This window comes from Wenzhouxiangella sp. YN1 (genome assembly GCF_056324145.1).
This window is the reverse complement of sequence record NZ_JBJNIO010000147.1, coordinates 127422-153459: the sequence shown is the minus strand read 5'-3', so window position 1 is coordinate 153459 and position 26038 is coordinate 127422. Positions and strand designations below refer to the sequence as shown.

Sequence of the window (26038 nt, the reverse complement as noted above, 5' to 3'; positions counted from 1 at the left end):
GTTCGCTGGCCAGCCAGTCGGCGAACCAGCCAACAGACACCTGATGCCACCAGCGCCGAACCGGGTGCGGCCGGCGCAAGGGAAGTCTGCATTTGACACCCCACCCCTTCGGCGTTAGTTTTGTCGGCTTGACTACACAACCGCGCGCCAGCGCGCCCGTGAACGACCATGCGTATCGTACTACTTGGCCCACCCGGCTCAGGCAAGGGCACTCAGGCCACCCTCCTCAAGGAGAAGCTGGGTGTGCCGCATATTTCCACCGGCGAGCTGCTGCGGGCCGCGGTAGCCGAAGGCTCGGAGCTCGGCAAGCAGGCCAGGGCGGCCATGGATGCCGGCGAGCTGGTGTCCGATGAGCTGGTACTGGGCCTGATAGAGGAAAAGCTGGCCCAACCAGAGGCCGAGCCCGGCTTCATTCTCGACGGCTACCCCCGCAATCTCGCCCAGGCCAAAGCGCTGGACGGACTGCTTGCTCGCCTGGAGCAGCCGATCGACCGGGCACTGGAGCTGGTCGTGGACGAAGAACAGATCGTTGAACGGCTGGCTGGACGGGCCCGGGAAGAAGGACGCGCAGACGATACCGAGGACGTCATCCGCAACCGCCTGGCAGTCTATCGCGAAAAGACGGCGCCCCTGTCGGAGCACTACGCCCGCCAGGGCCTGCTGACCCGAGTCGACGGTATCGGCGGAGTCGAGGAAATCAATCAGCGCCTGACCGAGGCGCTGACCTGACGCGAAGCCTGGCGTACCACACCTGCTCTCGCGTCTGGGCATGCAACAGCTCGTGGCCGTTGCGCTGAAAGAATACGGCAGGATCGAGCTCGTCTGGCGGCTCCGTGGCCCCCACTTGCACCTCGGTACCGGCAGCAAGATGCTGCAGCGCCTGGCGCACTCGCCAGATCGGTGCCGGGCACACCGGGCCTCGACAGCCGACCACCTCAAGGCGAGAATCATGATTGCTCATGTCTGAACTCCTCTCCCGTCTGGTCGGTATCCTGATCCTCAGCAGCGGCCCGCAACACCTGCCCGCGGGCAGGCGGCCGGTAACGCTGACCATGGCGCTCTACATCATCGTCACCGGAATCTCGCTCTCATTGACTGGCCAGGCAGAAAATCCGGTCGCCGTTCTTGCGCTGGCCGCCGTTCTGCCGCTGGTTCTGGCGCGCATTGTCCTCGGCCTGCGCGGACGCCCGGCGCGCTGGGCGCAGACCGTCAGCGCTCTGTTCGGCACCAGCGCACTGCTGTCACTGCTGTCGCTGCCACTTTCGACCGTAAGCGGCGACGCACCCGGCGCGCTGGCCACCATCGTCAGCCTGGTGCTTTTTTTCTGGTCATTTTCAGTCGACGGTCATATCTGGCGCCACGCGCTGGATACCTCGTTTGCCGCCGGCCTCGCCGTGGCGGTCATACTGTTTGCCGTCTCGATGTACGTCATCACTTCGATAGCAGGTCCATTGTGAAAATTCATATTCTCGGCATTTGTGGCACGTTCATGGGCGGACTGGCCGCCCTGGCGCGCTCCGATGGCCACCAGGTCAGCGGCTCGGACCAGAACGTCTACCCGCCCATGAGTACTCAGCTCGAAGCGCTCGGAATCGAGCTGCGCGAAGGCTACGACCCGGGCGACATCCCCGACGATGTCGATCTGGTCATCATCGGCAACGCGCTCAGCCGAGGCAACCCTGCCGTTGAGTACGTACTAAACAACGACATCCCTTTCGCCTCCGGGCCGCGCTGGCTGGGCGAGACCTATCTGCGTCACCACACGGTACTGGCGGTCGCCGGCACCCACGGCAAGACGACCACCGCCAGCATGCTGGCCTGGATTCTCGAATACGCCGGACGCAATCCCGGATTCCTGATCGGCGGCATTCCGGTCAACTTCGAGCTTTCTGCACGAACCGGTGAGGATCTGTTCGTGGTCGAGGCCGACGAATACGACACCGCCTTTTTCGACAAGCGCGCCAAGTTCGTGCATTACCGCCCGCGCATCGCGGTGCTCAACAACCTGGAATTCGATCACGCCGATATCTACCCCGACCTGGCGGCGATTCAGACCCAGTTCCATCATCTGGTGCGCACCATTCCGGGTAACGGCAAACTGGTCGTGCACGCGGATGACAACAACCTGCAGGCAGTGCTCGATCGCGGCTGCTGGACGCCCGTGGCCGGATTCGGGCTGCACGACAAGCCATCCGGAGAGTGGCAGATCAAGCTCGACGACCCCGCTGGGCGCCGGCTGTCGCTCCACCGGAACGACCAGCTGATCGGCTCGCTCGAGTGGTCACTGACCGGACGCCACAATGCGCTCAATGCGCTGGCCGCCATTACCGCCGCGGAAGCGACCGGGGTCGAACCATCGACTTCGCTGGCAGCGCTGGCCGAGTTTCGCGGCGTCAAGCGCCGTCTGGAGCTGCTCGGCGAGCGCGGCGGCATTCATGTCTACGATGATTTTGCCCACCATCCCACGGCCATCCGGCTGACCCTCGAGGGCCTGCGCCGCGCGGTCGGGAACGCGCGCATTCTGGTCGCTCTCGAACCGGCAAGCAGCACCATGCGCGCCGGGTTTCACGTTACCGACCTGCCATCGTCCCTGACCGCTGCCGATTTCATCTGGCTGCGCAGCTCCGACGGCATGGACTGGGATCCGCACGAGGTCATCGAAAGAACCGGGAGCCAGGGCCGCCCGCGCAGCCGGGTCGACAATCTCATTGAAGACCTGCTGGCCGAAGCCCGACCGGGCGATCACGTGATTTTCATGAGCAACCGCGGCTTCGAGCGCGCACCGCGGCGATTTTTCGAGGCCCTGGAGTGAGCCGCGAAAAGCTGCCCCTGTTCCCGCTCAAGACGGTGCTCTTTCCCGGCGCACCGCTGAGCCTGCGCATCTTCGAACAGCGCTATCTCGACATGGTGCGCGATTGCGCGCGTTCAGGCGCCGGCTTCGGCGTGGTCTGCGCCTGGCCTGGTGAGCAGGAAGGCCGCGCGGCGCATGCGCGTATCGGCACCGAGGCGATGATGATCGATTTCGACCAGCTCGACGACGGCTTGCTGGGCGTGACCTGCCGCGGGCAGCGGCGCTTTCTGATCCGCGACACTCATGCTCGCGACGACGGCCTGCTGATTGGCGCCGTCGACTGGCTCCCGCCGGAACCGGCCGTTCCCGTGCCGCCGCGCTTTGCTGCCCTGCAGACCCTGATGCAGGAGCTGCTGCGCCAGCGCGAACTGGCCGATAACCTCGAGGTCGACATCGAGGATGCCAGCAGCCTGGGGCGCGCTCTGGCCGCCAGCCTTGCGCTTGCAGAAGAGCACGCCCAGGCCCTGCTTGAAATGACCGATCCGGTTGCCCGGCTGGAAGGCCTGATCAGCCTGCTGCAGGACGCCGGCGAAGACCACGACTGAGCGCCGACTCAGTTTTCCGGCGCTGCCCTGATCAGACGCAGCGGCGGATCGCCCACCAGACGCGCTTCGAAGCCGTCGAACGAATCCTCGAGGGCCCGGATCGCCGCTTCGCCTTCGCCGGTATCACGCCAGCGATTGAACAGGCCGAGCAGATCGTCCACGGCCTCGATACGTACCTGGCCTAGCCAGACCGGTGTATCCTCACTCCCCAGCGCGGCGCCCGAAGCCCACAAGCGGACGACCGCGCGGCGGCCATCGCCACGGTCGCGAACCATGATCAGGTCTTCGGGACGGCCGGCGAAATCACGCGGCAAATGCGGCATCTGATCGGCGCCCGAACGCGGGCTCAGCAGCGCTGACCAGCGCAGAGAGCGGCTTTCAGGCCGGCGCCATCCGGCCTCGTCCAGCTGCGCGACCAGGCGGGACCGGGGACCGGCATATTGAAAGTCGAAACGCTGCCCCCGGCGGCTCCCAAGCCGCGAGCGAAAGGTCGGCAGGCGCTGCCAGCCTTCCTCCCGCCAGGCTTCCGGCGCCAGCGTCTGGCGCGGCAGCTCCAGGCGCGTCTGCGCGGCCAGCCGCTGATAGCCGCCATCAACCTCGAAAGCCGTCACCGCGATCAACAGTCCGTAGAACAGCACGGCCAGCATGCCCGGATGCCGACGAGGCAACGCCCGCTGGCGATAGCCGATGCCCACCATGGCCAGCCAGCCACCCCCCAACGCCAGCGCCGCCACCAGCCCCAGCGGGGTAACCAGGCCCAGATAAAAGCTGGCAAAAGACACCAGGGCCAACAACGCGGAGTTGACCAGGTAGGGCCATTTTCTTCGGGAGGCACGCATGTCCTTGGACACCATGACGGCAAAAAACCCGAACATCACGGTCGCCAGGGTCAGACCGCGATGCGGGACCTCACCATACCCGGGCGCAGCTCCGGGGGCCTGGAACAGAAACCCGAACCAGGCATTGAGCAGCTCGGCCAACAACCAGCCGCCCACCGCGGCGGCCAGCCAGTGTGCGGCGGCGTTCCCGCGGCCGAGAGCGAGCATCAGCAACGCCATGCCTCCCACCACCAGCGTGACCACGCGCAGATCAGCGGCCAGCGCCACAACGATCATCGCCGGGTCGGCCACGTGGTTGCGCAGACTGGCCGCAACCGAAACAAGCTGGCGTTCGGCGTCGAAGGTTCCGGCTGCAAACGGCACGGCCACCAACACGCCCATCAGCACGGCCAGGCATAGCATCAGAAACAGGCCCAGCAACGTGACCGACAGCAACTCGCGCCGACCGGAGCCACCGAATAGCGGCGCGACCCAATGGCCGATCAGCGGATGCTCCAGCGACCAGCGAATGAGACTGCGCAGCCACCAGCCGCTGCGCCGCGCGGTGTAGGTATAGACCACGCGCGTGGCCCAGACCACCAGCCACAGCAGCACCAGCAGCAGAACCAGCAGCAGCACCAGCCGGCCGGCAAATTCCGCGGCCAGCTCCAGCGATGCGCCAAACAGCAGCCCCGGCAGCATGTAGATCGGCACCCACACCGCGCAGGCGGGAACGGTGGCCAGTAACATGGTTCGCGGGGAAAGGTTCATGGCGCCGGCGATGAGCGCGCTGACCGGCCTTGTCGGCCCCAGCAGGCGGCCAACGAACACGCCCTTTGCGCCATGCCGCGCCACCGCCTGCCGGGCGCGCGCCATCAGCTCCGGGTGGCGCCGCAGCAGGGGCCAGCCATCGATCCGGGCGCGATGGCGTCGCCCCACCCAGTAGCTTGTCCAGTCGCCACCGAGCGCACCGATGAAGGCCGACAACCAGCACAGCAGGAACAACGACATATCGCCGCTGACCACCGCCCCGATGATGAACAGCAGCAGCACACCCGGCAACAGCAGACCGATGACCGCCAGAGACTCGAAGTAGGCGAACACCGCCGACAGGCCGATGAGCCAGCCCTTATTGGTCTGGACCAGCTCGAATACTCGATCGATCAGGGTCGCTTCCATGCCGGTTGATCCAGAACGCGTGCGTGCGAATGCGGGTCGGGGCCATTAGGATAGGCTGTCAGCCCCATTTGAGGAACCGTAAACTCATGACCGCATCATTGAAAGGCAAGACCCTGTTCATTACCGGCGCGTCGCGCGGTATCGGCCTGGCCATCGCCCGCAAGGCCGCCGCTGACGGCGCCAACGTCGCCGTTGCCGCCAAGACGGACCGGCCCCACCCCAAACTGCCCGGCACCATACATACCGCGGCCGAGGAAATCGAGGCCGCCGGCGGTCGCGCACTGGCGCTGAAGGTCGACATCCGTGACGAGCAGGCGGTTGCCGACGCCATGGCGAAAACCGCCGAAGCCTTCGGCGGTATCGACGCGCTGGTCAACAACGCCTCGGCAATCTACCTGGCCCCGACGCCTGAGGTGCCGATGAAGCGCTACGACCTCATGCATGAGGTCAACACCCGCGGCACCTTCGTTTGCTCACAGGCAGCGTTGCCGTATCTGGTCAAGGCCGACAACCCCCACATCCTGAACCTGTCACCGCCTTTGAACATGGAGCCGAAATGGTTCGCGCCGCACGTGGCCTACACCATGGCCAAGTACGGCATGAGCATGTGCGTGCTGGGCATGGCCGAGGAGTTTCGCGAGCAGGGCATTGCGGTCAACGCGCTGTGGCCACGGACCGTCATCGCCACCGCCGCCCTGGCCATGCTGGGCGACGCTGTCAAGCCGGAAAACTGCCGCAAGCCCGAAATCATGGCCGACGCCGCTCACTGGGTTCTCGCGCAGCGCTCGCGCGAGGTCAGCGGCAACTTCTTCATCGACGACGAGGTGCTCGAGAAGATGGGCGTGACCGACCTCGATCAGTACGCGGTTCAGCCGGGGAAGGAGCTGTTACCCGACCTGTTTCTGTAACCCTGAAACCCGGGTGATGAACAGGTCGGAAAAATCGAAACCCGAAGCACCAGATCCGAAACCAGCACGAAACTCCAATGGTTGAATGACAGAGACGGTTCCGCTCGAGCCCTCATGGCAGCGCGCAGGAACCCAACCGCTTCGAATTTCGTGCTTGTAGTTTGCTTCGGATCTGGTGCTTCGTATCCGGAATTTGCGGCCTCGGCCTCAGCCTCTGCGCTCGATCGGTGTGTACTCCCTCTCGCCTGCGCCCGTATATACCTGGCGCGGCCGGCCGATGCGGTGCGGCGTGGCCGACTGCTCGAGCCACTGGCTGACCCAGCCGACGGTGCGGCCGACCGCGAACATGGCGGTGAACATGCTCTGGGGAATGCCCAGCGCCTTGTAGATGATGCCCGAGTAGAAATCGACGTTCGGATAGAGTTTGCGTTCGACGAAATAGTCGTCTTCCAGGGCGATCTTTTCCAGCTCCATGGCCAGATCGAGCAGGGGATCGGACTGACCCAGGTCTTCGAGCACTTCGTATGCGGCCTTGCGAATGATCTTCGCGCGCGGGTCGAAATTCTTGTACACGCGATGCCCGAAGCCCATCAGACGGAACGAGTCACTCCTGTCCTTGGCCTTGTCGACATATTTGCCGACCTGACTGACATCACCGATCTCGTTGAGCATATTGAGCACGGCCTCGTTGGCGCCGCCGTGGGCGGGCCCCCAGAGCGCCGCAATGCCGGCGGCCGTGCACGCATAAGGGTTGGCGCCGGTCGAGCCAACCAGGCGCACGGTCGAGGTCGAGGCGTTCTGCTCGTGGTCGGCATGCAGGATGAACAACAGATCCAGCGCCCGGGCCGCGACCGGATTGACTTCGTAATCTTCGGCCGGCACCGAGAACATCATGTCGAGATAGCGCTCGGAGTAGTTCAGCGAGTTGCGCGGATAGGCGCTGGGCCAGCCCATGTAGTGGCGATAGGCAGCCGCCGCAATCGTTGGCATCTTGGCGATCAGGCGCTTGGCAGCCAGGTCTCGCTGCTCCGGATCGCTGGCGTCGAGCTTGTCGTGATAGAACGCCGCCATCGAGCCCACCACGCCGGAGAGAATGGCCATCGGATGGGCGTTGTAGTGGAAGCCCGAAATGAAGCTGTTGAGCTTCTCGTGGACCATCGTGTGATAGGTGATGTCGCGCTCGAAAGTGGCGAACTGATCGCTGGTCGGCAGCTCGCCGTAGAGCAGCAGATAGGACACCTCCAGGAAGCTCGAATGCTCGGCAAGCTGCTCGATCGGGTAGCCCCGGTAGCGCAGGATGCCGGCGTCCCCGTCGATATAGGTGATATCGCTCTGACAGTTGGCGGTTGCGCCATAACCCGGGTCATAGGTGAAGTAGCCCAACTCGGAATGCAGCCGACTGATATCGAGCGTCGGGTCGCCTTCAGTACCGGCAACCACCGGCAGGTCAAGGGTTTTTCCTGATTCGGGGTCAGTCAGAGTGAGTTTGCGTTCAGACACCTGGGCTCTCCTTGGTAGACGTGGACGGGAAAACGCGGACGGGAAACCCGGACAACGTACGCCAGCGCAGTACCGCAGCGTACGGAGCAGAGTAGTATCGCATATTGCCAAACCGGCTTCCATAACGTGGCTGACAACTGGCACCTCATCGGCAACGATTTGCGTATTGACCGCTCTCGGGCCGACGGGTATCGTGACAAACCTCGCTTATTGGATACATAAATGTCGCGGGAGTCTGGAGTGGTGAAAAGTCTTCGATCCATCCTCGTATCGGCGGCCGTGCTGGGGTCATTGACGTTCGCTGCGCCCGTGTCGGCGGCGGTGATCAATGGTGATACCAGCGGCAACTGGTACAACGCCGAGCAACCGGGTCACGGGCTGCAGCTAGAAGTCCTCGACCTCAGTCGTGGGCTATTGGCCTGGTACACCTTCGATCAGGCCGGTGAGCCATTGTGGCTGTTCGGCACCGGCGAGATCGAGGGCGACACGCTGCACGCCGAACTGAGCCGTTTCTCCGGCACGGCGTTTCCTCCGGACTTCAACAGCTCCAGCGTGAAGGGTACAACCTGGGGCCAGGTGACCTTCCAGCTCGGCAGCTGCGAAAGCGCGACGCTTTCCTATGAACCGATCGATCCGGCCTATCAGTCCGGAAAGATCGCGCTCAGCCGGCTGACGCGCATTGACGGTGCCCATTGCGCACAGGCAGCGGGCTGGGAACAACAGCGGCGCTGGCAACCCAGCGAGTCATCGCCGGGTTTCGAAGCCGCATTTTTTGATTACCCGGACGGCGAAGAAACGTTCTACAAACTGGCGTCGGGATATGCTGCACTGCCCGAACCCTGGCAAGAGCTGTCGGGTATGCGCATCAGCGGCGACAACCGCTCCGATGATCTGATGATGCTGCTGATGCGGCCCGTTGACGGTCTGGAGCCCGACACGCGCTATGAACTCGAGCTGGAAATGCAGTTTGCCACCAGCGTACCTGACAACTGTTCCGGGGCCGGCGGCTCGCCGGGCGAATCGGTCTACATGCGCCTGGGTGCGGCCACCGAAAAACCCGGCCATGTCCTGGTGGACGGCTTCCGCCGGCCGGCGCTGGATCTCGGGCAGCAGGCAAAGCCGGGCAAGCGCGCCCTGAGCGCCGGCGATATGGCCAATGGAGCGGATGAATCGTACTGCAGCGCTGACCATCGACCGTGGCGGCTCAAGCGCGTCTCGACCGCCGGCCAGGCCTTTGCCGTCCGCAGCGACGCGACCGGGAGAATCTGGGTCTATGGCCTGAGCGACTCCGCCTTCGAGTCGGGCACCACCTGGTATCTGACCGAGTTCGTCGTTCGGCTGCGCGAAGCGGGCTAACCGGCCGCAGCGCCCGGCAACCGCACGACTGCGGCCATGCTCAGGCGTCGAGATCGGGGATCAGCCGGCTTTCGTACCAGGCAATCTGGTCGCGGAGGCGGAGCTTTCGCTTTTTCAGCCGGCGCAGCTGAAGCTGGTCGAAGGCGGGATCGTCGGCCATGCGCTCGATCGCCTGATCGAGGTCGCGGTGCTCTTCACGAAGCTGGTGCAGTCGGCGTGTGAGTTCGGCGGCGTCATCGATCATGGCGCCGCGCTCGGGGAGGAGAGCTCCGGCAACCGGGCCACACTCAACGCTTGAGCGAACGGCGCAGGCGCTCCAGGGCGGCAAGCTGCGCAACCGCTTCGGCCAGCTGGGCCTGGGCCTCGGCCACTTCCATGCCGGCCTGACGGTCGGAGAGTGCTTTCTCGGCGTCTTCCTTGGCCTTCAGCGCCGCGGCCTCGTCAAGATCGCCAGCCCGCGAGGCCGTGTCTGACAGGACCGTGACCACGTGCGGCTGCACTTCCAGCAGCCCCCCGGAAATGTAATAGAACTCTTCCCCGCCCTCGGGCAGCATGACGCGAACCTGACCCGGCTTCAGCCGCGTGAGCAGCGGCGCATGCCGCGGCGCAATGCCCAGCTCGCCTTCCTCGCCAGTGACCACGACCATGCTGGCGGAACCCGAGAAGATCTCGGCTTCAGCGCTGACGATATCGCAATGAATTGTTGATGCCATTCCTTAAGCTACTCCGAAGCTGCGTATTGTGCCCGGGACCCTGGCCGTGAAGCGAGGGCCGAGGCGGTGAGCGCCATTACGCCGCTTTCTCTGCCATCTTCTCGCCCTTCTCCACGGCCTCTTCGATGGTGCCGACCATGTAGAAGGCCTGCTCGGGCAGGTGATCGTATTCGCCTTCACAAATGCCCTTGAAGCCGCGAATGGTGTCCTGCAGCGAAACGTAGACGCCCGGGGAGCCGGTAAACACTTCAGCCACGAAGAACGGCTGCGAGAAGAAGCGCTCGACCTTGCGCGCGCGCGCAACCGTCAGCTTGTCCTCTTCGCTGAGCTCGTCCATGCCGAGAATGGCGATGATGTCCTTGAGCTCCTTGTAGCGCTGCAGCGTGCCCTGCACCTGACGGGCCACGTCGTAGTGCTCCTGGCCGACCACCAGCGGGTCGAGCTGGCGCGAAGTCGAGTCGAGCGGGTCAACGGCCGGATAGATGCCCAGCTCGGCGATCTGGCGCGAGAGCACGACGGTGGCGTCGAGGTGAGCAAAGGTTGTGGCCGGCGACGGGTCGGTGAGGTCGTCGGCGGGGACGTAAACGGCCTGAATCGAAGTGATCGAGCCGGTCTTGGTCGAGGTGATGCGCTCTTGAAGCACGCCCATTTCCTCAGCGAGCGTGGGCTGGTAACCCACAGCCGACGGCATGCGACCGAGCAGCGCCGAAACTTCGGTACCGGCCAGGGTGTAACGATAGATGTTGTCGATGAACATCAGCACGTCACGGCCTTCCTCACGGAAGTATTCGGCCATGGTCAGGCCGGTCAGGGCCACGCGCAGGCGGTTACCCGGCGGCTCGTTCATCTGGCCGTAGACCAGCGCCACCTTGTCGAGAACGTTGGAGTCCTTCATCTCGTGGTAGAAGTCGTTACCCTCGCGGGTACGCTCGCCGACACCGGCAAACACCGAGTAACCGGAGTGCTCGATGGCGATGTTGCGGATGAGCTCCATCATGTTGACCGTCTTGCCCACGCCGGCGCCGCCGAACAGGCCGACCTTGCCGCCCTTGGCAAACGGACAGACCAGGTCGATGACCTTGATGCCGGTCTCCAGCAGCTCGCTGCTGGCGGCCTGATCTTCGAAACTCGGGGCAGGGCGGTGAATCGGCCAGCGCTCTTCCTCACCGATTTCTCCGGCTTCATCCACCGGGTTGCCCATAACGTCCATGATCCGGCCCAGGGTCTTGGTACCGACCGGCACGCTGATGGGTGCGCCGGTGCTGGTCACCGGCCGGTGACGCATCAGGCCGTCGGTGGAACCCAGCGCAATGGTACGCACCACGCCATCGCCGAGCTGCTGCTGGACTTCCAGCATGATGTCGCTGTCGTCGACGGTCAGCGCATCGTAGACCTTGGGGACTTCACCGCGCGGAAATTCCACGTCCACGACGGCGCCGATAATCTGAACAATCTTTCCGGAACTCATGCTTCGACCTCAGTGTTTGTTGGGTCGGGACCTTTCGGGCCCCGCCGGGTTTTCAATTCGTTGCAGGCGACAGCGGCCGGTCAGACCGCGGCAGCGCCGCTGACAATCTCCGAGATTTCCTGGGTGATGGCAGCCTGGCGGGCCTTGTTATAGGCCAGCTGCAGGTCGTCTATCAGGTTGCTGGCGTTGTCGGATGCACTCTTCATCGCCACCATCCGCGCCGCCTGCTCGCTGGCGACGTTCTCCAGGGCTGCGTGATAGACCAGCGATTCGACGTAGCGGGTCAGCACATCGTCGAGCAGCTGCTCGGCATCAGGTTCGTAGAGGTAGTCCCAGTACTGCAGCATGGGCTCCTCTTCGGTCGGCGGCAGCGGCAACAGCTGTTCGGACGTGATTTCCTGCGTCATGGTGTTGACGAAATGGTTGTAGCACAGGAACACGCGATCGATCTCGCCTTCCCGATAGCCGTCGAGAACCACTTTGATGGGTCCGATCAGATCTTCCAGGCGCGGCTGTTCTCCCAGGTCCTGTGTGGCGGCGGCCACATCTACTTTGACGTTGCGGAAGAACTGAGAGGCCTTGCGCCCGATCAGCACGGTGCTGACCTCGACGCCTTTTTGCTGCCACTCGTGGAAATCTCCCAGGAGCTTGCGAAACAGGTTGTTGTTCAGCCCGCCACACAGGCCGCGATCGCTCGCCATGATCACATAGGCCACCCGATTGACCTCTTCGGGCTCAACCGTGAATGGATGGCGATACTCCGGGTTCGCGTGCGCCAGATGGCCGATCACCTGGCGCATCATCCGGGCATAGGGCCGCGAGGCTTCCATGCGGTCAGTGGCCTTGCGGATCTTGCTGGCCGAGACCATCTCCAGCGCGCTGGTAACCTTGCGCGTGTTCTTGACGCTCTTGATCTGACCGACAATTTCTCTTGATCCGCTCATACGTCTCTCACATGTTGCTTGATTTCATGAAACTGCGCCTGTGGTGATGGGCATCCCCATCAGCCGAGTCTGCGCTCATCTGCTCGACCCGCAGGTTTCATCGCTGCGTCCCGCCACTGCTCGCGCTTACCAGCTACCGGTCTTCTTGAACTCATCCAGAGCCTTGGTCATCTCGCTCTGGAGCTCATCATTCCAGTCGCCGGACTCGTTGATCCTGTTGATCAGATCCTCATGGGTAGCGTTCATGTGGTCGCGCAACGCCAGCTCGAAGTCAGTGATTTTCTCCAGCGGGATGTCGTCAAGATAGCCTTCGTTGCCGGCAAACAGGCTGATCGCCATTTCTGCCACCGACAAGGGCGTGTACTGCGCCTGCTTCATCAGCTCGGTAATGCGCTGGCCGCGCTCGAGCTGCTTGCGGGTCGCCTCGTCAAGGTCAGAGGCAAACTGCGAGAACGCCGCAAGCTCACGGTACTGGGCCAGCGCCAGGCGAACGCCACCGCCAAGCTTCTTGATGATCTTGGTCTGCGCAGCACCACCCACCCGCGAGACCGAAAGGCCGGCGTTGATGGCCGGGCGGATGCCGGCGTTGAACAAGTCGGTTTCCAGAAAGATCTGGCCGTCGGTAATGGAAATGACGTTGGTAGGAACAAACGCGGACACGTCGCCGGCCTGAGTTTCGATGATCGGCAGCGCGGTCAGCGAACCGGTCTTGCCCTTGACCTTGCCGCCGGTCTTTTCCTCGACGAACTCGGCGTTGACGCGCGAGGCGCGCTCGAGCAGGCGCGAGTGCAGGTAGAACACGTCACCCGGATAGGCTTCACGGCCCGGCGGGCGACGCAGCAGCAGCGACACCTGGCGGTAGGCCCAGGCCTGCTTGGTCAAGTCGTCGTAGACGATCAACGCGTCTTCGCCGCGGTCACGGAAGTATTCGCCCATGGCGCAGCCGGCGTAAGGCGCAATGTACTGCAGCGCCGCCGACTCGGAGGCGTTGGCGGCCACGACAATCGTGTGCTCCATCGCACCGTGCTCTTCGAGCTTGCGCACCACCGAGGCGACCGACGAGCTCTTCTGACCCACCGCCACGTAAATGCACTTGATACCGGTGCCCTTCTGGTTGATGATCGCGTCGATCGCCACCGCGGTCTTGCCGGTCTGACGGTCGCCGATGATCAGCTCGCGCTGACCGCGGCCGACCGGCACCATGGCGTCGATCGACTTCAGGCCGGTCTGTACCGGCTGGTCGACGCCCTGGCGGGTAATCACACCCGGCGCGATCTTCTCGATCGGCTCGGTGGTTTCCGCCTCGATGGGGCCGTTGCCGTCGATCGGGCTGCCCAGCGAGTCGACCACCCGACCCAGCAGCGCGTCACCCACCGGCACCTCCAGAATGCGGCCCGTGCAGCGCACGGTGTCGCCTTCCTTGATGTGGGTGTAATCGCCCATGACCACCGCACCGACGGAATCGCGCTCGAGGTTGAGCGCCAGGCCGTAGGTGTCGCCGGGGAATTCAATCATCTCCCCCTGCATGGCATCGGCCAGGCCGTGGAGACGACAGATGCCGTCGGAGACGCTCACCACCGTGCCTTCGGTGCGCGCTTCAGAAGAGATTTCGAACTGCTCGACGCGCTTGCGGATCAGTTCGGAAATTTCAGTCGGGTTGAGGGTCTGCTGCATTTTTGCAATCCTTGAACATTCGATTCATTGCGGTCGCCGACCCAGTACCTGTCGCGACCGATTCACTTAAGCGTTGATTCGCCGGCCCAGCTGCTCGAGGCGCCCGCGTACGCTGCCGTCGATCACCTTGTCGCCGGCGCGGATCACGGCGCCGCCGATCAGCGACTCGTCGACTTCGACATGCACGTCGACCTCGCACTCGAAGCGCGCTTTCAGGCGCTCGGCCAGCGCAGCGGTTTCCTGGTCATCCATCGGCCTGGCGGAGTACACCTCCACCCGGATGCGCTGTTCGGCCTCACGGCGATACTGCTCGTACTGAGCAGCCATCTCCGGCAGAAGCTCCAGGCGCCCGTTGGTGATCACCATCTTCATGAAGTTGATGAACTGCTCGTCGAAGCGCTTGCCGCCAATATCGGCAAACAGCTCAAGCAGCCGATCGCCACCCACGCGCGGATCTCCGGAGAGATAGTGCAATTCTTCGGTGGCGGCAATTTCGGCTGCCAGCTCGAGCGCCTCGCTCCAGCGCGGCAACGTTTCAGCATTGCGCGCCGCCTCGAAGGCGGCACGTGCGTAAGGTCGGGCAAGCGTGGTCCGATTGAGCATGGCCTAGAGCTCCGCGGCCAGCTTGTCGAGCATTTCGTGATGGCGCTTGTCGTCGATCTCGGACTCGATCACCCGAGCCGCCCCGGTAATGGCAAGCTCGGCGACGCGTTCACGCAGTGCTTCGCGGGCCTGGTTGGTAGCCTGGCGGATTTCCGCTTCGGCCATCTGCACCTGGCGATCGCGTTCGCTGATGGCCTCCTCCTTGGCCTGCTCGACAACCTGGTTGCCGCGCTGGCTTGCCTGCTCGATGATTTCGCCAGCCTTGCGACGGGCTTCGCGAATGATGTCCTCGGCTTCGGAGTTGGCCTTTTCCAGCGCCTGCTCGGCCTCTTCGGAGTGGGCCAGACCCTCGGCGATCTTGCGGCGACGCTCTTCCATCGCCCGGATCACGTGCGGCCAGATGAATTTCATCATCACCCACACCAGCACCAGGAAGGTCGTTGCCTCACCGATCAGGGTCAGTGGCGAGATATCCATAGCATTTCCCTGCTAGTTCACGGTTGGATTCAGGTAGACGAACACGTTCGTCGATCAGCTGCCGAGGGCTGCCAGCAGCGGGTTGGCGAACAGCAGCAGAGCAGCAAAGGCCACACCGATGATCGACAGGGCGTCGAGCAGGCCGGCAATGATGAACATACGGACCTGAAGCATGTTGGCCAGTTCCGGCTGGCGGCTGGCGCCTTCGAGAAACTTGCCGCCGAGCAGGCCGAAACCGATGCCGGTGCCGAGCGCGGCAAAGGCGAAGATCAGACCCACGGCAATGGCGGTGTTGGCCTGGACTTGTGCGATCAATTCCACTACTTCCACTTTTTCTCTCCTGGTGGTTTGCTACTTGAGCTTGGTTTAAGGGTTGAGCGAATCAGTGCTCTTCATACGCCAGCGACAGATACACGATCGTGAGCGTCATGAAGATAAAGGCCTGCAGCGGCACCACCAGAATGTGGAACACCGCCCAGGCGCCGCCGGGCAGGAACTGGACATACCACGGCAGCATGGCAATCAGGATGAAGATCAGCTCGGCAGCGTAGAGGTTGCCGAACAGTCGCAGCGCCAGTGAAACCGGCTTGGCCAGCGTCTCGACAATATTGAGCAACAGATTGGCGGGCCACAGAAGCGGGTTCTTGCCGAAGGGCTGAAACAGAAGCTCCCGACCGAAGCCGCCGAAGCCCTTGCCCTTGACGCTGTAGACCAGAATCAAGACCAGCACCGACAGCGACAGCGCAAACGGTGCGTTGACGTCGGCCGACGGCACGGCGCGCAGGTATTCGATGCCGAAAAGCTTGTAGGCCAGCAGCCCGGGGTAGTCCACCGGGATCAGATCCAGCACGTTCCACAAAAACACCCAGAAAAAGACCGTCAGCGCCAGCGGGGCGACGAACTCGCGCGGGCCGTGAAAGCTTTCCTTGACCGAGTTGTCGATGAAGTCGACCAGCACCTCGACGAAATTCTGCAGCTTGCCGGGCACACCGGAGGTGGCACGTCGGGCACCCAGCCACATGATCAGCAGCATCACGCCGCCGGTCAGGAGGGAAAACACGATGGTGTCGATGTGAAGCGACCATAAACCTTCGCCCACCGTCAGGTGCACAAGGTGATGCGAGACATATTCTGTCGGGGAAGAACCGGCTGCTGCGACTGCGAAACTCACGATCGGATCGTCCTTGCTCTCAATTCATTCACGAAGCCGCGCGCCCGAGGCGCAACAGCGCAAACCAATAGGCCAGCACCGTGGCCACGTACCCTGTCAGCACCGGCAGAAAAAAACCGGCGAACCACTTGGCGACGATGACAAACAACACCACCGCCAGGGCCAGCTTCAGCGCCATGGCGCGGTAGAAGGCCAGCATCACCTGCGACGGCTCGGCATCGCCCGCAACCGCGCCGGCGCGCAGCGCACTGACAGCCGTCAGCACCGCGCCACCACCGCCGCCAGCCAGCACGGCCAGCCCTTGCGAGCCGCCGGCGAACGCGCCATAGACAAGCGCAACCAGCACGCTGAGTGCCGCCTGCAGGCGAAGCAGCCAGACCACGGTGTGAGCGAACCTCTCCTGCACCTGCTTGGCCCCTGCAACATCCTGCGTTCATGCCGACGCCGCGATACCCGCCACGGTCGACAAAAATGCCACCGTCGACGCTTGAGCATCATCGGTGGCCACAAATCTCCGCAATTATAGCAGGCTCTGAAACCGAGCGGCAAGCCGATTACCGCCCACTGTCAACCCAAAGTAGAAATACCCCAAAAACGGGGCCCGAAGGCCCCGCCTGTCTCTGAGGGTCCGACGAAACTCCGGCCGCCGGCGTCAGCTCGACAGCGTGATGATGCTGTCGGCGTAAAGATCGCCGTTGCCGAAAAGATCGGCATCGACTTGCCCTTCGACGCTTACCAGATCACCCGGCTCCAGCTGCTGAAAACCGTCGTCATCCAACGGATCGTATGCCATCTGGACGGTGTACACCGTCAGCTCCTGGGCACCGGTATCGATAGTGAACGACTCGGCCGCAGGCGAGACACTTTCAACATGGCCAATGTAGGTCAGGTCACCGAACTCCGCCGAGGTGTCGAGCACCCAGTCGCCGAGCTCTTCCTCGTCCGCGCTACTGGCATAGAAGAACGTGTCCAGACCTTCAACATGAACGCTGCTGGCCTCAATACGGCTGTCCTGGTAGAGGCCGTCGTCGACTTCGCCGTAGACGGTGACTTCATCGCCTTCGGCCAGCGGCCAGGCATCGCCGTAACTGTCCCAGTCGTCCATTTCGACGGTGATCTCGCCTTCACCGTAGTCGAGCATGAAGCGATCGGATTGTACCGACTCGACTTCGCCGGTCAGGCTGATCCAGCTGTCATCGGCCATCGCTTCGGGTTGCTCGGCAACTACGGAGGCCGACATCAGGATCGCGGCAATCGAGCTTGCAAGAATAGTCTTGTGATATTTCATGACCAACTCCTTGTCTCTATGCGTTCATTCGCTGGGGCAAGGACGGTCGCGAATAGTTTCAGTGCATATCACACCCGGTTCTGAGCGGTATTGATCGCTCGATGAACGGCAGCTCGAGCCATTAACCCGACATCAAAGCAGGTCGCATTGATGCCGGGTCAATTTCGCCTGAACCGCTCCAGCAAGCCGTCGAGTTCGTCGAGGCTGGTGTAGCGGATGGTGAGCTGGCCCTTGCCGGAGGCCGAGTGGCGCAGGCTGACCGGGGCGCACAGGGTTTCGGTCAGTTCCTGCTCGAGGCGTTCGATGTCGGCGGACTTGCGCTCGGGCTTCGATTTCTTCGACCCGGTGCCGCCGTCGCGCAGGCGGCGCACCAAAGCCTCGGTCTGGCGCACCGACAGGTGCTTGTCGATCACCTCGCCGGCGGCACGGATCTGATCGGGACGCTCCAGGGCCAGCAGCGCGCGCGCATGGCCCATGTCAAGCTGCCTGCGATCGACCAGCTCGCGCACTTCCGGTGCCAGCTCCATGAGCCGGAGCAGGTTGGTCACCGAAGTGCGCGAACGGCCCACGCTTTTGGCGGCTTGCTCGTGAGTCAGGCCGAACTCCTCGATCAGGCGCCTGAGCGCGACGGCCTCTTCAAGCGGGTTGAGATCCTCGCGCTGGATGTTTTCGATCAGCGCCAGCGCCAGGGTGGCCTCGTCGGCGATCTCGCGCACCAGCGCCGGAATGGTTTCCATGCCCGCCATCTGACAGGCGCGCCAGCGGCGCTCGCCGGCGATCAGCTCGTAGCGGCCGGGCCTCGCCAGGGGGCGAACCACCACCGGCTGCACCAGGCCCTGCTCCCGGATGGAGTCGGAGAGCTCCTGCAGCCGATCGGGATCCATCGCCGATCGGGGCTGATAGCGGCCGGGCTCGATGACGTCGAGCGGCAGCTCTTTCAAGCCGGTCAGCTCGCCGTCGGGGCTGGCCTGCTCGGCCGCCGCACGGGTCTTGCCGAGCAGGGCGTCGAGGTTGCGGCCCAGGGGTTTTTTCTTGCGTGAAGCGGCCATCAGCGTGTTGTCCTACATGCGTTGTTCTTCAGCAGCCGCACCCGACGCCGTTGCCGACGGCGCGCGGGCGGCCACACCCATGCGCCGCAGATATTCCCCGGCCAGACCCAGATAAGCCACGGCACCGCGGGAGTCGCGGTCGTAATGGATGACCGACTGACCATAGCTGGGCGCCTCGGCCACGCGCACGTTGCGCGGCACAACGGTCGCATAGAGCTTGTCGCCGAAATGCTCGGCGAGCTGGCGCGAAACCGCACCGGAGAGATTGTTGCGCACATCGAACATGGTGCGCACCAGGCCTTCGATTTCGAGCTCGGGATTGACCGAGCCCTGGATCTGCTCGATGGTGTTGAGCAGCGCACTGAGCCCCTCCAGGGCGTAGTACTCGCACTGCATCGGAATCAGCACCGAATCGGCGGCGGTCAGGGCATTGAGCGTGAGCACGTTCAGCGACGGCGGGCAATCGATGATGATGTGGTGGTAGCGCGAGGCGGCATTGGCCAGTGCCTCACGCAATACCGTTGCACGGTCGTCTTCGTCCATCAACGCCACCTCGGCGGCCGTCAGGTCGCCGTTGGCCGGCACCAGGTCGAAACCCATCGCCTCGGCCGGCAGCGCCGCCTCGCTGATCGCGCATTCGCCCAGGAGCACCTCGCAGAGGGTGTCCTGGCCCTCGGCCAGCTCGATGCCGGAACCGGTGGTGGCATTGCCCTGCGGGTCACTGTCGATGAGCAGCACGCGGCGCTCGAGCTCGGCAAGCCCGGCGGCAAGGTTGAGCGCTGTCGTGGTCTTGCCCACGCCGCCCTTCTGGTTGGTTACGGCCACGATTCGGGCTCGTCGCTGGGTCATGGCTTCCTCAGAATGGCCAGGCTGCGGGCGCCGTCCGCACCGGGCACGTTCAGTTCGATCATCTCGACATTGTACGCATCCGCCACTGCGGCGCGCTCGTCTTCTTCGAGCCGGCCCTTCATGGCCAGCAGGGTGGCGCCGCCGGCGAGCAGGTGGCCCAGCTGCCGCACCTGGCGCGGCAGCGGCGCCAGCGCGCGCGTGACCACCTGATCGGGCAGGCTTTCAGGCGCAAAGGCCTCCAGCCGCGACTGGATCGGCTCGATATTGTCCAGACCGAGCTCACGACGCACCTGGCGCAGAAAGCGCACCTTCTTGCCGTTGCTGTCGACCAGCACGAAATGCCGCTCCGGACAGGCAATGGCCAGCACCACACCGGGCAAACCAGCGCCCGTGCCGGCATCGACGATATCGTCGCCGTCAATCCAGGGCAGGATGCTCAGGCTGTCGACAAGGTGGCGGTCGACCATCGTCAGCGGCGCGGCGGCCGCGGTGAGATTATAGGCGCGATTCCAGCGCGAGAGCAGGGCCAGGTAGTCCAGCAGAGCGTCCCTGCGGCGCTCGTCGAGCGTCAAACCCAGTTCCGCCAGGCGGGCATCCAGCCGGGCACGCAGCGCGGCGGTGTTCACGGCCGGGCCCGCCCCCGGGCTGTTTTCGCAGCCTCATCCCGGGCTCTTGTCCGAGCATCTTCGTCAGCCTGCTCACCCGGCACGGGCAGCGGCGGCAGGTCACGATGGTGGTGACAGGCCACCTGATTGCCGTCGTCGAGCGTTTCCAGCGCCGGCACCTGGTCAGCACACAGCTGGGTGGCAAACGGGCAGCGTGTGCGAAAAACACAGCCCGACGGCGGGTCCAGCGGTGAGGGCATGTCGCCCTTGAGCGAGTGCCGGGCGCGCTTGCGTTCGCGCACGGGATCCGGAATCGGCACCGACTCGATCAGCGCCCGCGTGTAAGGATGGCGCGGCTGGCGGTAGATGCTGTTGCGGTCGGCCAGCTCCATCACCTTGCCCATGTACATCACCAGGACCCGGTCGGAGACGTGGCGCACGATCGACAGATCGTGGGCAATGAAGATCAGCGAAAGCTGCAGCTTTTTCTGCAGATCCTGCAGCAGGTTGACGATCTGGGCCTGAACGGACACGTCCAGCGCACTGACCGGCTCGTCGCACACGACCAGGCGCGGGTTGACCACCAGGGCACGGGCAATGCCAACGCGCTGACACTGGCCGCCGGAGAACTCGTGCGGGTAGCGATTGATCTGATTTGGCTGCAGACCCACCAGGGTAAGAATGCCGATGACGCGCTCGCGGATCTGCAGCCGCGACATCGACGGGAAGAAATTTCTCAGCGGTTCGGCAATGATGTCGCCGACGGTCATGCGCGGGTCCAGCGAGCCCTGGGGGTCCTGAAAGATGAGCTGGATCTCGCGGCGCTTGCGACGCAGCGTCTCCTCGTCGGCCTGCGCCAGATCCTCACCCAGCCACAGAATCTCTCCACGCCGGGGCCGCTGCAGGCCCAGCAGCGCACGCGCAAGCGTGGACTTGCCGCAGCCCGACTCGCCGACAATGCCCAGGGTCTCGGCGCGATGAACGTCAAAGCTCACGCCATCGACCGCGCGAATGATGCGGTATTCGTGCCGCAACAGCGTGCCGGTATCCACCCGGAAGCTCACCTCCAGATCACGCACCTGCAGCACCGGCTTTTGCATCATCCGGCCTCCTTTTCAGGCGGCAGGGCATCGAGATGGCAGCGCTTGAAGCGACCCGCACCGAGGTCCTCGAACGCGGGCATGCTGCGGCACTTGTCCCAGGCCCAGGCGCAGCGATCACGAAACGGACAGCCCTCGGGCACCTCCAACGGATTGGGCGGGTTGCCGGGAATGGCGTGGAGAATGCCCGAGTCTTGCCGATCCAGGCGCGGTACCGAAGCCAGCAGGTCGGCGGTGTAGGGATGCTGCGGGTCGGCGTAGAGCGCCTCGACGCCGGCCAGCTCCATCTCCTTGCCGGCGTACAGCACCAGCACCCGATCGCACAGGCCGGCGACCACGCCCAGGTCATGGGTGATCAGCAGAATGGCCGTCGACGACTGCTCGGAGAGCTCGCCCATGAGCGAGTTGATCTGCGACTGCACGGTCACATCCAGCGCCGTCGTCGGCTCGTCGGCAATCAGCACGTCCGGCTGGCAGAGCAGGCCCATGGCAATCATCACGCGCTGGCACATGCCGCCCGACAGCTCGTGCGGAAACTGCCGCATGCGCTGCTCGGGATCGCTGAGCTGCACCAGGCGCAGCATCTCGATGGCGCGCTCGCGAGCGGGCTTTTTCTTGAGGTTGCGATGGTGCGTCAGCACCTCCACGAGCTGGTCGCCCACGGTGAGATAGGGGTTGAGCGAGCTGACCGGATCCTGGAAGATCATCGAGATGCTCGAACCACGCACGCGGGTCAGCTCCGACAGCGACATCCCCAGCAGCTCCTGGCCGCGAAACTTCACCGAGCCACTGGCCCGGCCGTTTTCGGCCAGCAAGCCCATCAGCGCCAGCGCCGTCTGCGTCTTGCCCGAGCCCGACTCACCCACCAGCCCCAGCGTTTCGCCAGGCTCGAGGTCAAAACTGATCCCGTTGACGGCGTGAACAACGCCCTCGGGAGTGTCGAAAGAGACGGTCAGGTCTCTGACTTCAAGCAAGGCCATTCGACATCCCTTCGGCACGAAATCTCAAATTCGAAGCACCCAAACCGAAACAAGTCCCAACCTCCAGAAAGACAGACCCCGAACCAGCCCGTTGCGAATTTCGTGCTTCGTGTTTCCGGCTTCCTCCGGATGTCGACTGTCGAATTTCGCACTTTTTCATAGCCTGTCCTTCGGGTCGAGCGCATCCCTCAAACCGTCGCCGAGAAAATTGAAGGCGAACAGGGTCACGGCCAGAAAACCGGCCGGATAGAGCAGCGACCAGGGCGCAACCTCCATTTCCTGCGCGCCCTCGTTGACCAGCGCGCCCCATGAGGTCAGCGGCTCCTGCACGCCCAGGCCGAGGAAGCTCAGAAAACTTTCAACCAGAATAACCTGCGGAATCGTCAGGGTCACATAAACGATCACCACGCCGAGCAGATTGGGGACGATGTGGCGGCGAATGACCTGCCACTCGGTGGCACCGCAGGCGCGCGCGGCCTCGACAAAGTCCTTGTTCTTGAGGCTGAGCGTCTGTCCGCGGACGATACGCGCCATATCAAGCCAGTTGACCGCACCGATGGCAACGAAGATCAGAAAGATATTGCGGCCGAAGACCACCATCAGCAAGATCACGAAAAACATGAAGGGCATGGCGTAAACGGCATCGACAACGCGCATCATCACGTTGTCGGCACGACCGCCGACGTAGCCGGCAAAAGCACCCCAGGTCACGCCGATGGACAGCGACACCAGGGTGGCGACCAGGCCGACCAGCAGCGAAATACGCCCGCCGATCATGGTGCGCACGAACAGGTCGCGACCCAGCGCATCGGTGCCGAACACATGCCCCTCCTCCAGCGACGGTGCCGTGGAGTAATTGTCCCAGTCGGGAATCTCGTGGTCCCAGCTGGTGAGCATCGGTCCGAAAGTGACCAGCAGAACCATCAGCGCCAGGACGGCCAGCGCGGCCACCGCCGCACGATTGCGCAGCAGCCGCTGCCAGGCGTCGACATAGAGCGAGCGGCTCCTGACCTTGCGGGTATCAAGGGCCTGCTCGAAAGCGTCGCGGGCGCCTTCACTCATGTCTCGGCCTCGCCCTCATCGTAGCGAATGCGGGGATCCAGAAAGGCATACACCAGGTCGACCAGGAAGTTGAGCAGAATGATGAGCACACCATAGAGGATCACCACGCCCATCACCAGCGTGTAATCGCGATTGAGCGCGCCCTGCACGAAATAGGAGCCAATGCCCGGGATGGTGAAGATGCGCTCGATCACCACCGAGCCGGTGAGAATCGTCGCAGCAGCCGGCCCGAGGTAGGAAATGACCGGCAGCAGCGCCGGCTTGAGGGCGTGACGCAGGATCACCCATTTTTCCGGCATGCCCTTGGCACGCACCGTGCGGATGTAGCTCGAGTGCAGCACCTCGATCATCGAGGCCCGGGTGATGCGGGCGATGTAGGCAATCATCGGCAGCGCCAGCGTGATGACCGGCAGCGCCATGCGATCGACACTGAAAGCCCAGCCGCCGGCCGGCAGCCAGCCAAGCACGATGGCAAACACCAGAATCAGCAGGGGCGCCATGACGAAGTTGGGAATCGAGATACCGACCATGGCAACACTCATCACCGCATAGTCGCTCGGCCGGTTCTGGCGCAGGGCCGCCCAGGCGCCGATGATCACGCCAATGGCCAGCGCCAGCAGCAGCGCCGCCGCACCCAGCGTGAACGACACCGGCGCGCCCTGGGCAATCAGGTCGTTGACCGTCCAGTCGCGGTAGTGGAACGACGGCCCCAGATCGCCGCGCGCAATCTGCCACAGATAGCGCGCGTACTGGAACACCAGCGGCTCGTCGAGATGATATTTCGCCGCCAGGTTGGCCTCGATATCGGACGGCAGCGCGCGCTCGGAATCAAACGGTCCGCCGGGAGCAATCCGAATCAGGAAAAAGGCGAAAGTGATCAGGAGGAAGAGCGTCGGGATGGCCGACCCGAGTCGCCGGAGAGAGTATTTCAACATCGCGCTGGCCTTCGGCCGGGATGACCAAACAACAAGCACCAATTAACAAACAATGGCCGAACACCAATGAACCACACCACCACTGCGGCCCGGTTGATGCCGGAATCAACCTCTCGTCTGGTCACTCGATCATTGGTCATGCGCGCACTCACGATTCCGTCTCCGCGCTTTCCTCGGCTGCCTCATTCGCCACTTCACTCCGCGCCTTCACCAAGTACATGTGGCGCGTCGGATGCTGATCCATGACGTTTTCCTTCCAGCCTTTCAGGCGCGGGTCGATGAGGCGCTTGGTGACGTAGTGGAACACGGGCAGGATGACCTGGTCGGCCAGGATCATGCGCTCGGCCTCGGCCATGAGATTGCGGCGGCTGGCCGGACTGCGCTCGGCGGCGATGCGCGCGATCAGGCGATCGTAGCGTTCGTTGTCATACCCGGCGTCGTTGCGTCCGTGGCCGGAATGAAACAGCTCCAGAAAGGTGAACGCGTCCTGGTAATCGCCGATCCAGCCGGAACGGAAGGCCTCGGTGACCCGGCGCTGGGCGCGATTTTGCAGAAACACGCGGAACTCTTCGTTGATCAGGCGCGTGCGCACGCCCAGCACCTGCTTCCACATGGCCGCAATCGCCACGGCAAGCTTGCGATGATTTTCCGAAGTGTTGTAGCGAAGCTCCACTTCCAGCGGCCGGTTCTCGCTGTATCCGGCCCGGCGATACAGCCGCTTTGCCTCGGCCTCACGCTCTGCCTGGGTCATGTCGTCCCAGGGCGTTTGCGGCGGCTGATAATCAGGCAGGCCGGGCGGCACCAGGTTGAAGGTGGGAATCTCGCCGAACCGGCTGACCCGTTCGGTCAGGATTTCGCGGTCAACGGCGAGATTGAGCGCCTGCCTGAGCTGCAGATTGCCCTTGAAAGGCTCGCGGGTGAGGTTGAACGAAAAGAAATAGGTGCCGAACCACGGCGTCACCATCAACGCATCGGGCAGGTGGTCCTGCAACCACTGAAACTGGCTCGAGGGCACCTGATAGGTCCAGTGCAGGTCACCGGCACGAAAGCGGTTGAACTCGGTACTTTCATCCTCGAAAGGGTAGAAGACCACGCGCTCGACAATCACCTTGTCGGCGGCGCGATAGTGCGGATTCCTGATCAGCTCGATGCGGGAGCGGACGCGCCAGTCGTCGAGCATGAAAGCGCCGTTGGAGACGAGGTTGCCCGGGCGCACGTGGCGATCGCCGTGTTCAACGACGGCCGAACGATGAAGCGGATAGCTGGTGGGATGGGTCAACAGCCCCAAAAAGTAAGGCGTGGGGTCGGCGAGATCAACCTGAAAGGTCAAGTCGCTGAGCGCGGTCACGCCCAATTCCTCGGGCGGCAGCTCACCGGCAAGGATGGCCTCGGCGTTGACTATCGGCAGCAGCATGCGGCTGTAGGAGGCACCGGTGGCCGGATCAACCGCGCGCCGCCAGGACCAGACAAAATCGTGTGCAGTCACCGGCTCGCCGTTGCTCCACCGCCCCTCCGGGTCGAGAAAGAAGGTATAGGTCAGCCCGTCGCGGCTGATATCCCAGTGTCGAGCGGCGCCGGGAATAATGCGCCCATCGGGCGCCGTGGTGGTCAGACCTTCGAACAGATCGCGCAGGATGTTGCTCGCGGGCACGCCTTCGGCCAGGTGCGGGTCCAGGGTCTGGGGCTCGCCGCCGTTGCCACGATGGACGACCTGGGTCGGGGCCAGGATCTCGTCAAGCGGACGCCCGCTGTCGTCGAGCACCACCTCGACCGGGCGGGCCAGAGCCGGCGCCGCGCCGGGCGCATGCGCATCGCGCTCGCCGCAGGCGGCGAGCAGAAGCAGCAGACAAAGCAGCCACAGGCGCCTCACCGCAGCAACACCCGGCGCGCGGGATGTGCATTCATCGACCGGTCTTCAGATATGCGCATGTGCAGGTCCACCGGATGTCTGATGACATGGTAG

General features: G+C 63.7%; 28 protein-coding genes. 6 read left to right on the top strand and 22 right to left on the bottom strand.

The genetic code is table 11. The features are described 5' to 3' along the window. Nucleotides 1–168 precede the first annotated feature (168 nt). Nucleotides 169–729, top strand: coding sequence for an adenylate kinase (locus ACEWQZ_RS07995; RefSeq protein ID WP_476482555.1), 561 nt, complete (start codon nt 169–171; stop codon nt 727–729). Here the strand turns inward: ACEWQZ_RS07995 and ACEWQZ_RS07990 are convergent. After that, nucleotides 698–961: a sulfurtransferase TusA family protein gene (locus ACEWQZ_RS07990; RefSeq protein ID WP_476482554.1), complete on the bottom strand. Its 264-nt coding sequence runs from the start codon at nt 959–961 to the stop codon at nt 698–700. The genes ACEWQZ_RS07995 and ACEWQZ_RS07990 overlap by 32 nt on opposite strands. Here ACEWQZ_RS07990 and ACEWQZ_RS07985 point away from each other — a divergent pair. From ACEWQZ_RS07985 to ACEWQZ_RS07975, 3 genes are read left to right on the top strand one after another with little or no spacing between them, the layout of a single operon-like run. After that, nucleotides 960–1457 (top strand): hypothetical protein, encoded by a 498-nt coding sequence (locus ACEWQZ_RS07985; protein WP_476482553.1) that lies wholly within the window; start codon nt 960–962, stop codon nt 1455–1457. The genes ACEWQZ_RS07990 and ACEWQZ_RS07985 overlap by 2 nt on opposite strands. Then, on the top strand, nt 1454–2812 hold the full coding sequence (gene mpl, locus ACEWQZ_RS07980; protein WP_476482552.1) for a UDP-N-acetylmuramate:L-alanyl-gamma-D-glutamyl-meso-diaminopimelate ligase: 1359 nt from the start codon (nt 1454–1456) through the stop codon (nt 2810–2812). The genes ACEWQZ_RS07985 and mpl overlap by 4 nt, the downstream gene beginning before the upstream one ends. Continuing rightward, a complete protein-coding gene (locus ACEWQZ_RS07975) occupies nt 2809–3396 on the top strand; it encodes an LON peptidase substrate-binding domain-containing protein (RefSeq protein WP_476482551.1) in 588 nt (195 codons plus the stop codon). The genes mpl and ACEWQZ_RS07975 overlap by 4 nt, the downstream gene beginning before the upstream one ends. An 8-nt stretch (nt 3397–3404) precedes the next feature. Here ACEWQZ_RS07975 and ACEWQZ_RS07970 read toward each other — a convergent pair whose 3' ends face one another. Then, complete coding sequence (locus ACEWQZ_RS07970) at nt 3405–5393, bottom strand: VTT domain-containing protein (protein WP_476482550.1); 1989 nt, start codon at nt 5391–5393, stop codon at nt 3405–3407. 86 nt (nt 5394–5479) lie between these two features. Here ACEWQZ_RS07970 and ACEWQZ_RS07965 point away from each other — a divergent pair, with 86 nt between their 5' ends. Next, the gene (locus ACEWQZ_RS07965; RefSeq protein WP_476482549.1) at nt 5480–6301 is read left to right on the top strand and encodes an SDR family oxidoreductase; all 822 of its coding nucleotides are present in this window, start codon (nt 5480–5482) and stop codon (nt 6299–6301) included. Between the two features lie 207 nt (nt 6302–6508). Here the strand turns inward: ACEWQZ_RS07965 and ACEWQZ_RS07960 are convergent, their stop codons facing one another. Next, nucleotides 6509–7801 carry a citrate synthase gene (locus ACEWQZ_RS07960; RefSeq protein ID WP_476482548.1) on the bottom strand — a complete coding sequence of 431 codons (1293 nt, stop codon included), beginning with the start codon at nt 7799–7801 and terminating at the stop codon, nt 6509–6511. A gap of 243 nt (nt 7802–8044) precedes the next feature. Here ACEWQZ_RS07960 and ACEWQZ_RS07955 point away from each other — a divergent pair, with 243 nt between their 5' ends. Continuing rightward, the gene (locus ACEWQZ_RS07955) at nt 8045–9157 is read left to right on the top strand and encodes a hypothetical protein (RefSeq protein WP_476482547.1); all 1113 of its coding nucleotides are present in this window, start codon (nt 8045–8047) and stop codon (nt 9155–9157) included. Nucleotides 9158–9197: 40 nt separating this feature from the next. On the opposite strand, the gene ACEWQZ_RS07950 is transcribed toward ACEWQZ_RS07955, so the two are convergent. The 19 genes from ACEWQZ_RS07950 to ACEWQZ_RS07860 all read right to left on the bottom strand — a co-directional run bounded on the left by ACEWQZ_RS07950 (nt 9198) and on the right by ACEWQZ_RS07860 (nt 25945). Beyond that, nucleotides 9198–9398: a YdcH family protein gene (locus ACEWQZ_RS07950; RefSeq protein WP_476482709.1), complete on the bottom strand. Its 201-nt coding sequence runs from the start codon at nt 9396–9398 to the stop codon at nt 9198–9200. A gap of 46 nt (nt 9399–9444) precedes the next feature. Continuing rightward, entirely contained in the window at nt 9445–9870 is a 426-nt protein-coding gene (locus ACEWQZ_RS07945) for a F0F1 ATP synthase subunit epsilon (protein ID WP_476482546.1), read from the bottom strand. A gap of 76 nt (nt 9871–9946) precedes the next feature. Continuing rightward, nucleotides 9947–11338 (bottom strand): F0F1 ATP synthase subunit beta, encoded by a 1392-nt coding sequence (atpD, locus tag ACEWQZ_RS07940; RefSeq protein WP_476482545.1) that lies wholly within the window; start codon nt 11336–11338, stop codon nt 9947–9949. An 80-nt stretch (nt 11339–11418) separates the two neighbouring features. Further along, on the bottom strand, nt 11419–12282 hold the full coding sequence (gene atpG / locus ACEWQZ_RS07935) for a F0F1 ATP synthase subunit gamma (RefSeq protein ID WP_476482544.1): 864 nt from the start codon (nt 12280–12282) through the stop codon (nt 11419–11421). A gap of 126 nt (nt 12283–12408) precedes the next feature. Further along, a complete protein-coding gene (atpA, locus tag ACEWQZ_RS07930) occupies nt 12409–13956 on the bottom strand; it encodes a F0F1 ATP synthase subunit alpha (RefSeq protein ID WP_476482543.1) in 1548 nt (515 codons plus the stop codon). Between the two features lie 66 nt (nt 13957–14022). Further along, a complete protein-coding gene (locus tag ACEWQZ_RS07925) occupies nt 14023–14559 on the bottom strand; it encodes a F0F1 ATP synthase subunit delta (protein ID WP_476482542.1) in 537 nt (178 codons plus the stop codon). 3 nt (nt 14560–14562) lie between these two features. Further along, nucleotides 14563–15036, bottom strand: a complete 474-nt coding sequence (locus tag ACEWQZ_RS07920) for a F0F1 ATP synthase subunit B (protein WP_476482541.1) — start codon at nt 15034–15036, stop codon at nt 14563–14565. 54 nt (nt 15037–15090) lie between these two features. Next, nucleotides 15091–15366 carry a F0F1 ATP synthase subunit C gene (gene atpE / locus ACEWQZ_RS07915; RefSeq protein WP_476482540.1) on the bottom strand — a complete coding sequence of 92 codons (276 nt, stop codon included), beginning with the start codon at nt 15364–15366 and terminating at the stop codon, nt 15091–15093. 52 nt (nt 15367–15418) lie between these two features. Further along, nucleotides 15419–16207, bottom strand: a complete 789-nt coding sequence (atpB, locus tag ACEWQZ_RS07910) for a F0F1 ATP synthase subunit A (RefSeq protein ID WP_476482539.1) — start codon at nt 16205–16207, stop codon at nt 15419–15421. A gap of 28 nt (nt 16208–16235) precedes the next feature. Next, the gene (locus ACEWQZ_RS07905) at nt 16236–16613 is read right to left on the bottom strand and encodes an ATP synthase subunit I (protein ID WP_476482538.1); all 378 of its coding nucleotides are present in this window, start codon (nt 16611–16613) and stop codon (nt 16236–16238) included. 246 nt (nt 16614–16859) lie between these two features. Next, nucleotides 16860–17495, bottom strand: a complete 636-nt coding sequence (locus tag ACEWQZ_RS07900) for a NirD/YgiW/YdeI family stress tolerance protein (protein ID WP_476482537.1) — start codon at nt 17493–17495, stop codon at nt 16860–16862. Between the two features lie 158 nt (nt 17496–17653). Next, on the bottom strand, nt 17654–18544 hold the full coding sequence (locus ACEWQZ_RS07895) for a ParB/RepB/Spo0J family partition protein (protein ID WP_476482536.1): 891 nt from the start codon (nt 18542–18544) through the stop codon (nt 17654–17656). Nucleotides 18545–18556: 12 nt separating this feature from the next. Next, entirely contained in the window at nt 18557–19393 is an 837-nt protein-coding gene (locus tag ACEWQZ_RS07890; protein ID WP_476482535.1) for a ParA family protein, read from the bottom strand. Continuing rightward, the gene (gene rsmG / locus ACEWQZ_RS07885; RefSeq protein ID WP_476482534.1) at nt 19390–20019 is read right to left on the bottom strand and encodes a 16S rRNA (guanine(527)-N(7))-methyltransferase RsmG; all 630 of its coding nucleotides are present in this window, start codon (nt 20017–20019) and stop codon (nt 19390–19392) included. Before rsmG ends, ACEWQZ_RS07890 begins: the two co-directional genes overlap by 4 nt. Continuing rightward, nucleotides 20016–21101 carry an ABC transporter ATP-binding protein gene (locus ACEWQZ_RS07880; RefSeq protein ID WP_476482533.1) on the bottom strand — a complete coding sequence of 362 codons (1086 nt, stop codon included), beginning with the start codon at nt 21099–21101 and terminating at the stop codon, nt 20016–20018. Before ACEWQZ_RS07880 ends, rsmG begins: the two co-directional genes overlap by 4 nt. Next, the gene (locus ACEWQZ_RS07875; protein WP_476482532.1) at nt 21098–22078 is read right to left on the bottom strand and encodes an ABC transporter ATP-binding protein; all 981 of its coding nucleotides are present in this window, start codon (nt 22076–22078) and stop codon (nt 21098–21100) included. Before ACEWQZ_RS07875 ends, ACEWQZ_RS07880 begins: the two co-directional genes overlap by 4 nt. Before the next feature lie 156 nt (nt 22079–22234). Next, complete coding sequence (locus ACEWQZ_RS07870; protein ID WP_476482531.1) at nt 22235–23140, bottom strand: ABC transporter permease subunit; 906 nt, start codon at nt 23138–23140, stop codon at nt 22235–22237. After that, nucleotides 23137–24075: an oligopeptide ABC transporter permease OppB gene (gene oppB, locus ACEWQZ_RS07865; RefSeq protein WP_476482530.1), complete on the bottom strand. Its 939-nt coding sequence runs from the start codon at nt 24073–24075 to the stop codon at nt 23137–23139. Before oppB ends, ACEWQZ_RS07870 begins: the two co-directional genes overlap by 4 nt. Nucleotides 24076–24223: 148 nt before the next feature. Further along, nucleotides 24224–25945, bottom strand: a complete 1722-nt coding sequence (locus tag ACEWQZ_RS07860) for a peptide ABC transporter substrate-binding protein (protein ID WP_476482529.1) — start codon at nt 25943–25945, stop codon at nt 24224–24226. Between the last annotated feature and the right edge of the window lie 93 nt (nt 25946–26038).

Bases quoted from the DNA above. Each gene is read 5' to 3' on its own strand.
- ACEWQZ_RS07995 (WP_476482555.1), top strand. From the start codon at position 169: ATGCGTATCGTACTACTTGGCCCACCCGGCTCAGGCAAGGGCACTCAG.
- ACEWQZ_RS07985 (WP_476482553.1), top strand. From the start codon at position 960: ATGTCTGAACTCCTCTCCCGTCTGGTCGGTATCCTGATCCTCAGCAGC.
- ACEWQZ_RS07990 (WP_476482554.1), bottom strand. From the start codon at position 961: ATGAGCAATCATGATTCTCGCCTTGAGGTGGTCGGCTGTCGAGGCCCG.
- ACEWQZ_RS07970 (WP_476482550.1), bottom strand. From the start codon at position 5,393: ATGGAAGCGACCCTGATCGATCGAGTATTCGAGCTGGTCCAGACCAAT.
- ACEWQZ_RS07965 (WP_476482549.1), top strand. From the start codon at position 5,480: ATGACCGCATCATTGAAAGGCAAGACCCTGTTCATTACCGGCGCGTCG.
- ACEWQZ_RS07945 (WP_476482546.1), bottom strand. From the start codon at position 9,870: ATGGCATCAACAATTCATTGCGATATCGTCAGCGCTGAAGCCGAGATC.
- atpD (WP_476482545.1), bottom strand. From the start codon at position 11,338: ATGAGTTCCGGAAAGATTGTTCAGATTATCGGCGCCGTCGTGGACGTG.
- atpG (WP_476482544.1), bottom strand. From the start codon at position 12,282: ATGAGCGGATCAAGAGAAATTGTCGGTCAGATCAAGAGCGTCAAGAAC.
- atpA (WP_476482543.1), bottom strand. From the start codon at position 13,956: ATGCAGCAGACCCTCAACCCGACTGAAATTTCCGAACTGATCCGCAAG.
- ACEWQZ_RS07925 (WP_476482542.1), bottom strand. From the start codon at position 14,559: ATGCTCAATCGGACCACGCTTGCCCGACCTTACGCACGTGCCGCCTTC.
- ACEWQZ_RS07920 (WP_476482541.1), bottom strand. From the start codon at position 15,036: ATGGATATCTCGCCACTGACCCTGATCGGTGAGGCAACGACCTTCCTG.
- ACEWQZ_RS07900 (WP_476482537.1), bottom strand. From the start codon at position 17,495: ATGAAATATCACAAGACTATTCTTGCAAGCTCGATTGCCGCGATCCTG.
- ACEWQZ_RS07895 (WP_476482536.1), bottom strand. From the start codon at position 18,544: ATGGCCGCTTCACGCAAGAAAAAACCCCTGGGCCGCAACCTCGACGCC.
- ACEWQZ_RS07890 (WP_476482535.1), bottom strand. From the start codon at position 19,393: ATGACCCAGCGACGAGCCCGAATCGTGGCCGTAACCAACCAGAAGGGC.
- ACEWQZ_RS07880 (WP_476482533.1), bottom strand. From the start codon at position 21,101: ATGATGCAAAAGCCGGTGCTGCAGGTGCGTGATCTGGAGGTGAGCTTC.
- ACEWQZ_RS07875 (WP_476482532.1), bottom strand. From the start codon at position 22,078: ATGGCCTTGCTTGAAGTCAGAGACCTGACCGTCTCTTTCGACACTCCC.
- ACEWQZ_RS07870 (WP_476482531.1), bottom strand. From the start codon at position 23,140: ATGAGTGAAGGCGCCCGCGACGCTTTCGAGCAGGCCCTTGATACCCGC.
- oppB (WP_476482530.1), bottom strand. From the start codon at position 24,075: ATGTTGAAATACTCTCTCCGGCGACTCGGGTCGGCCATCCCGACGCTC.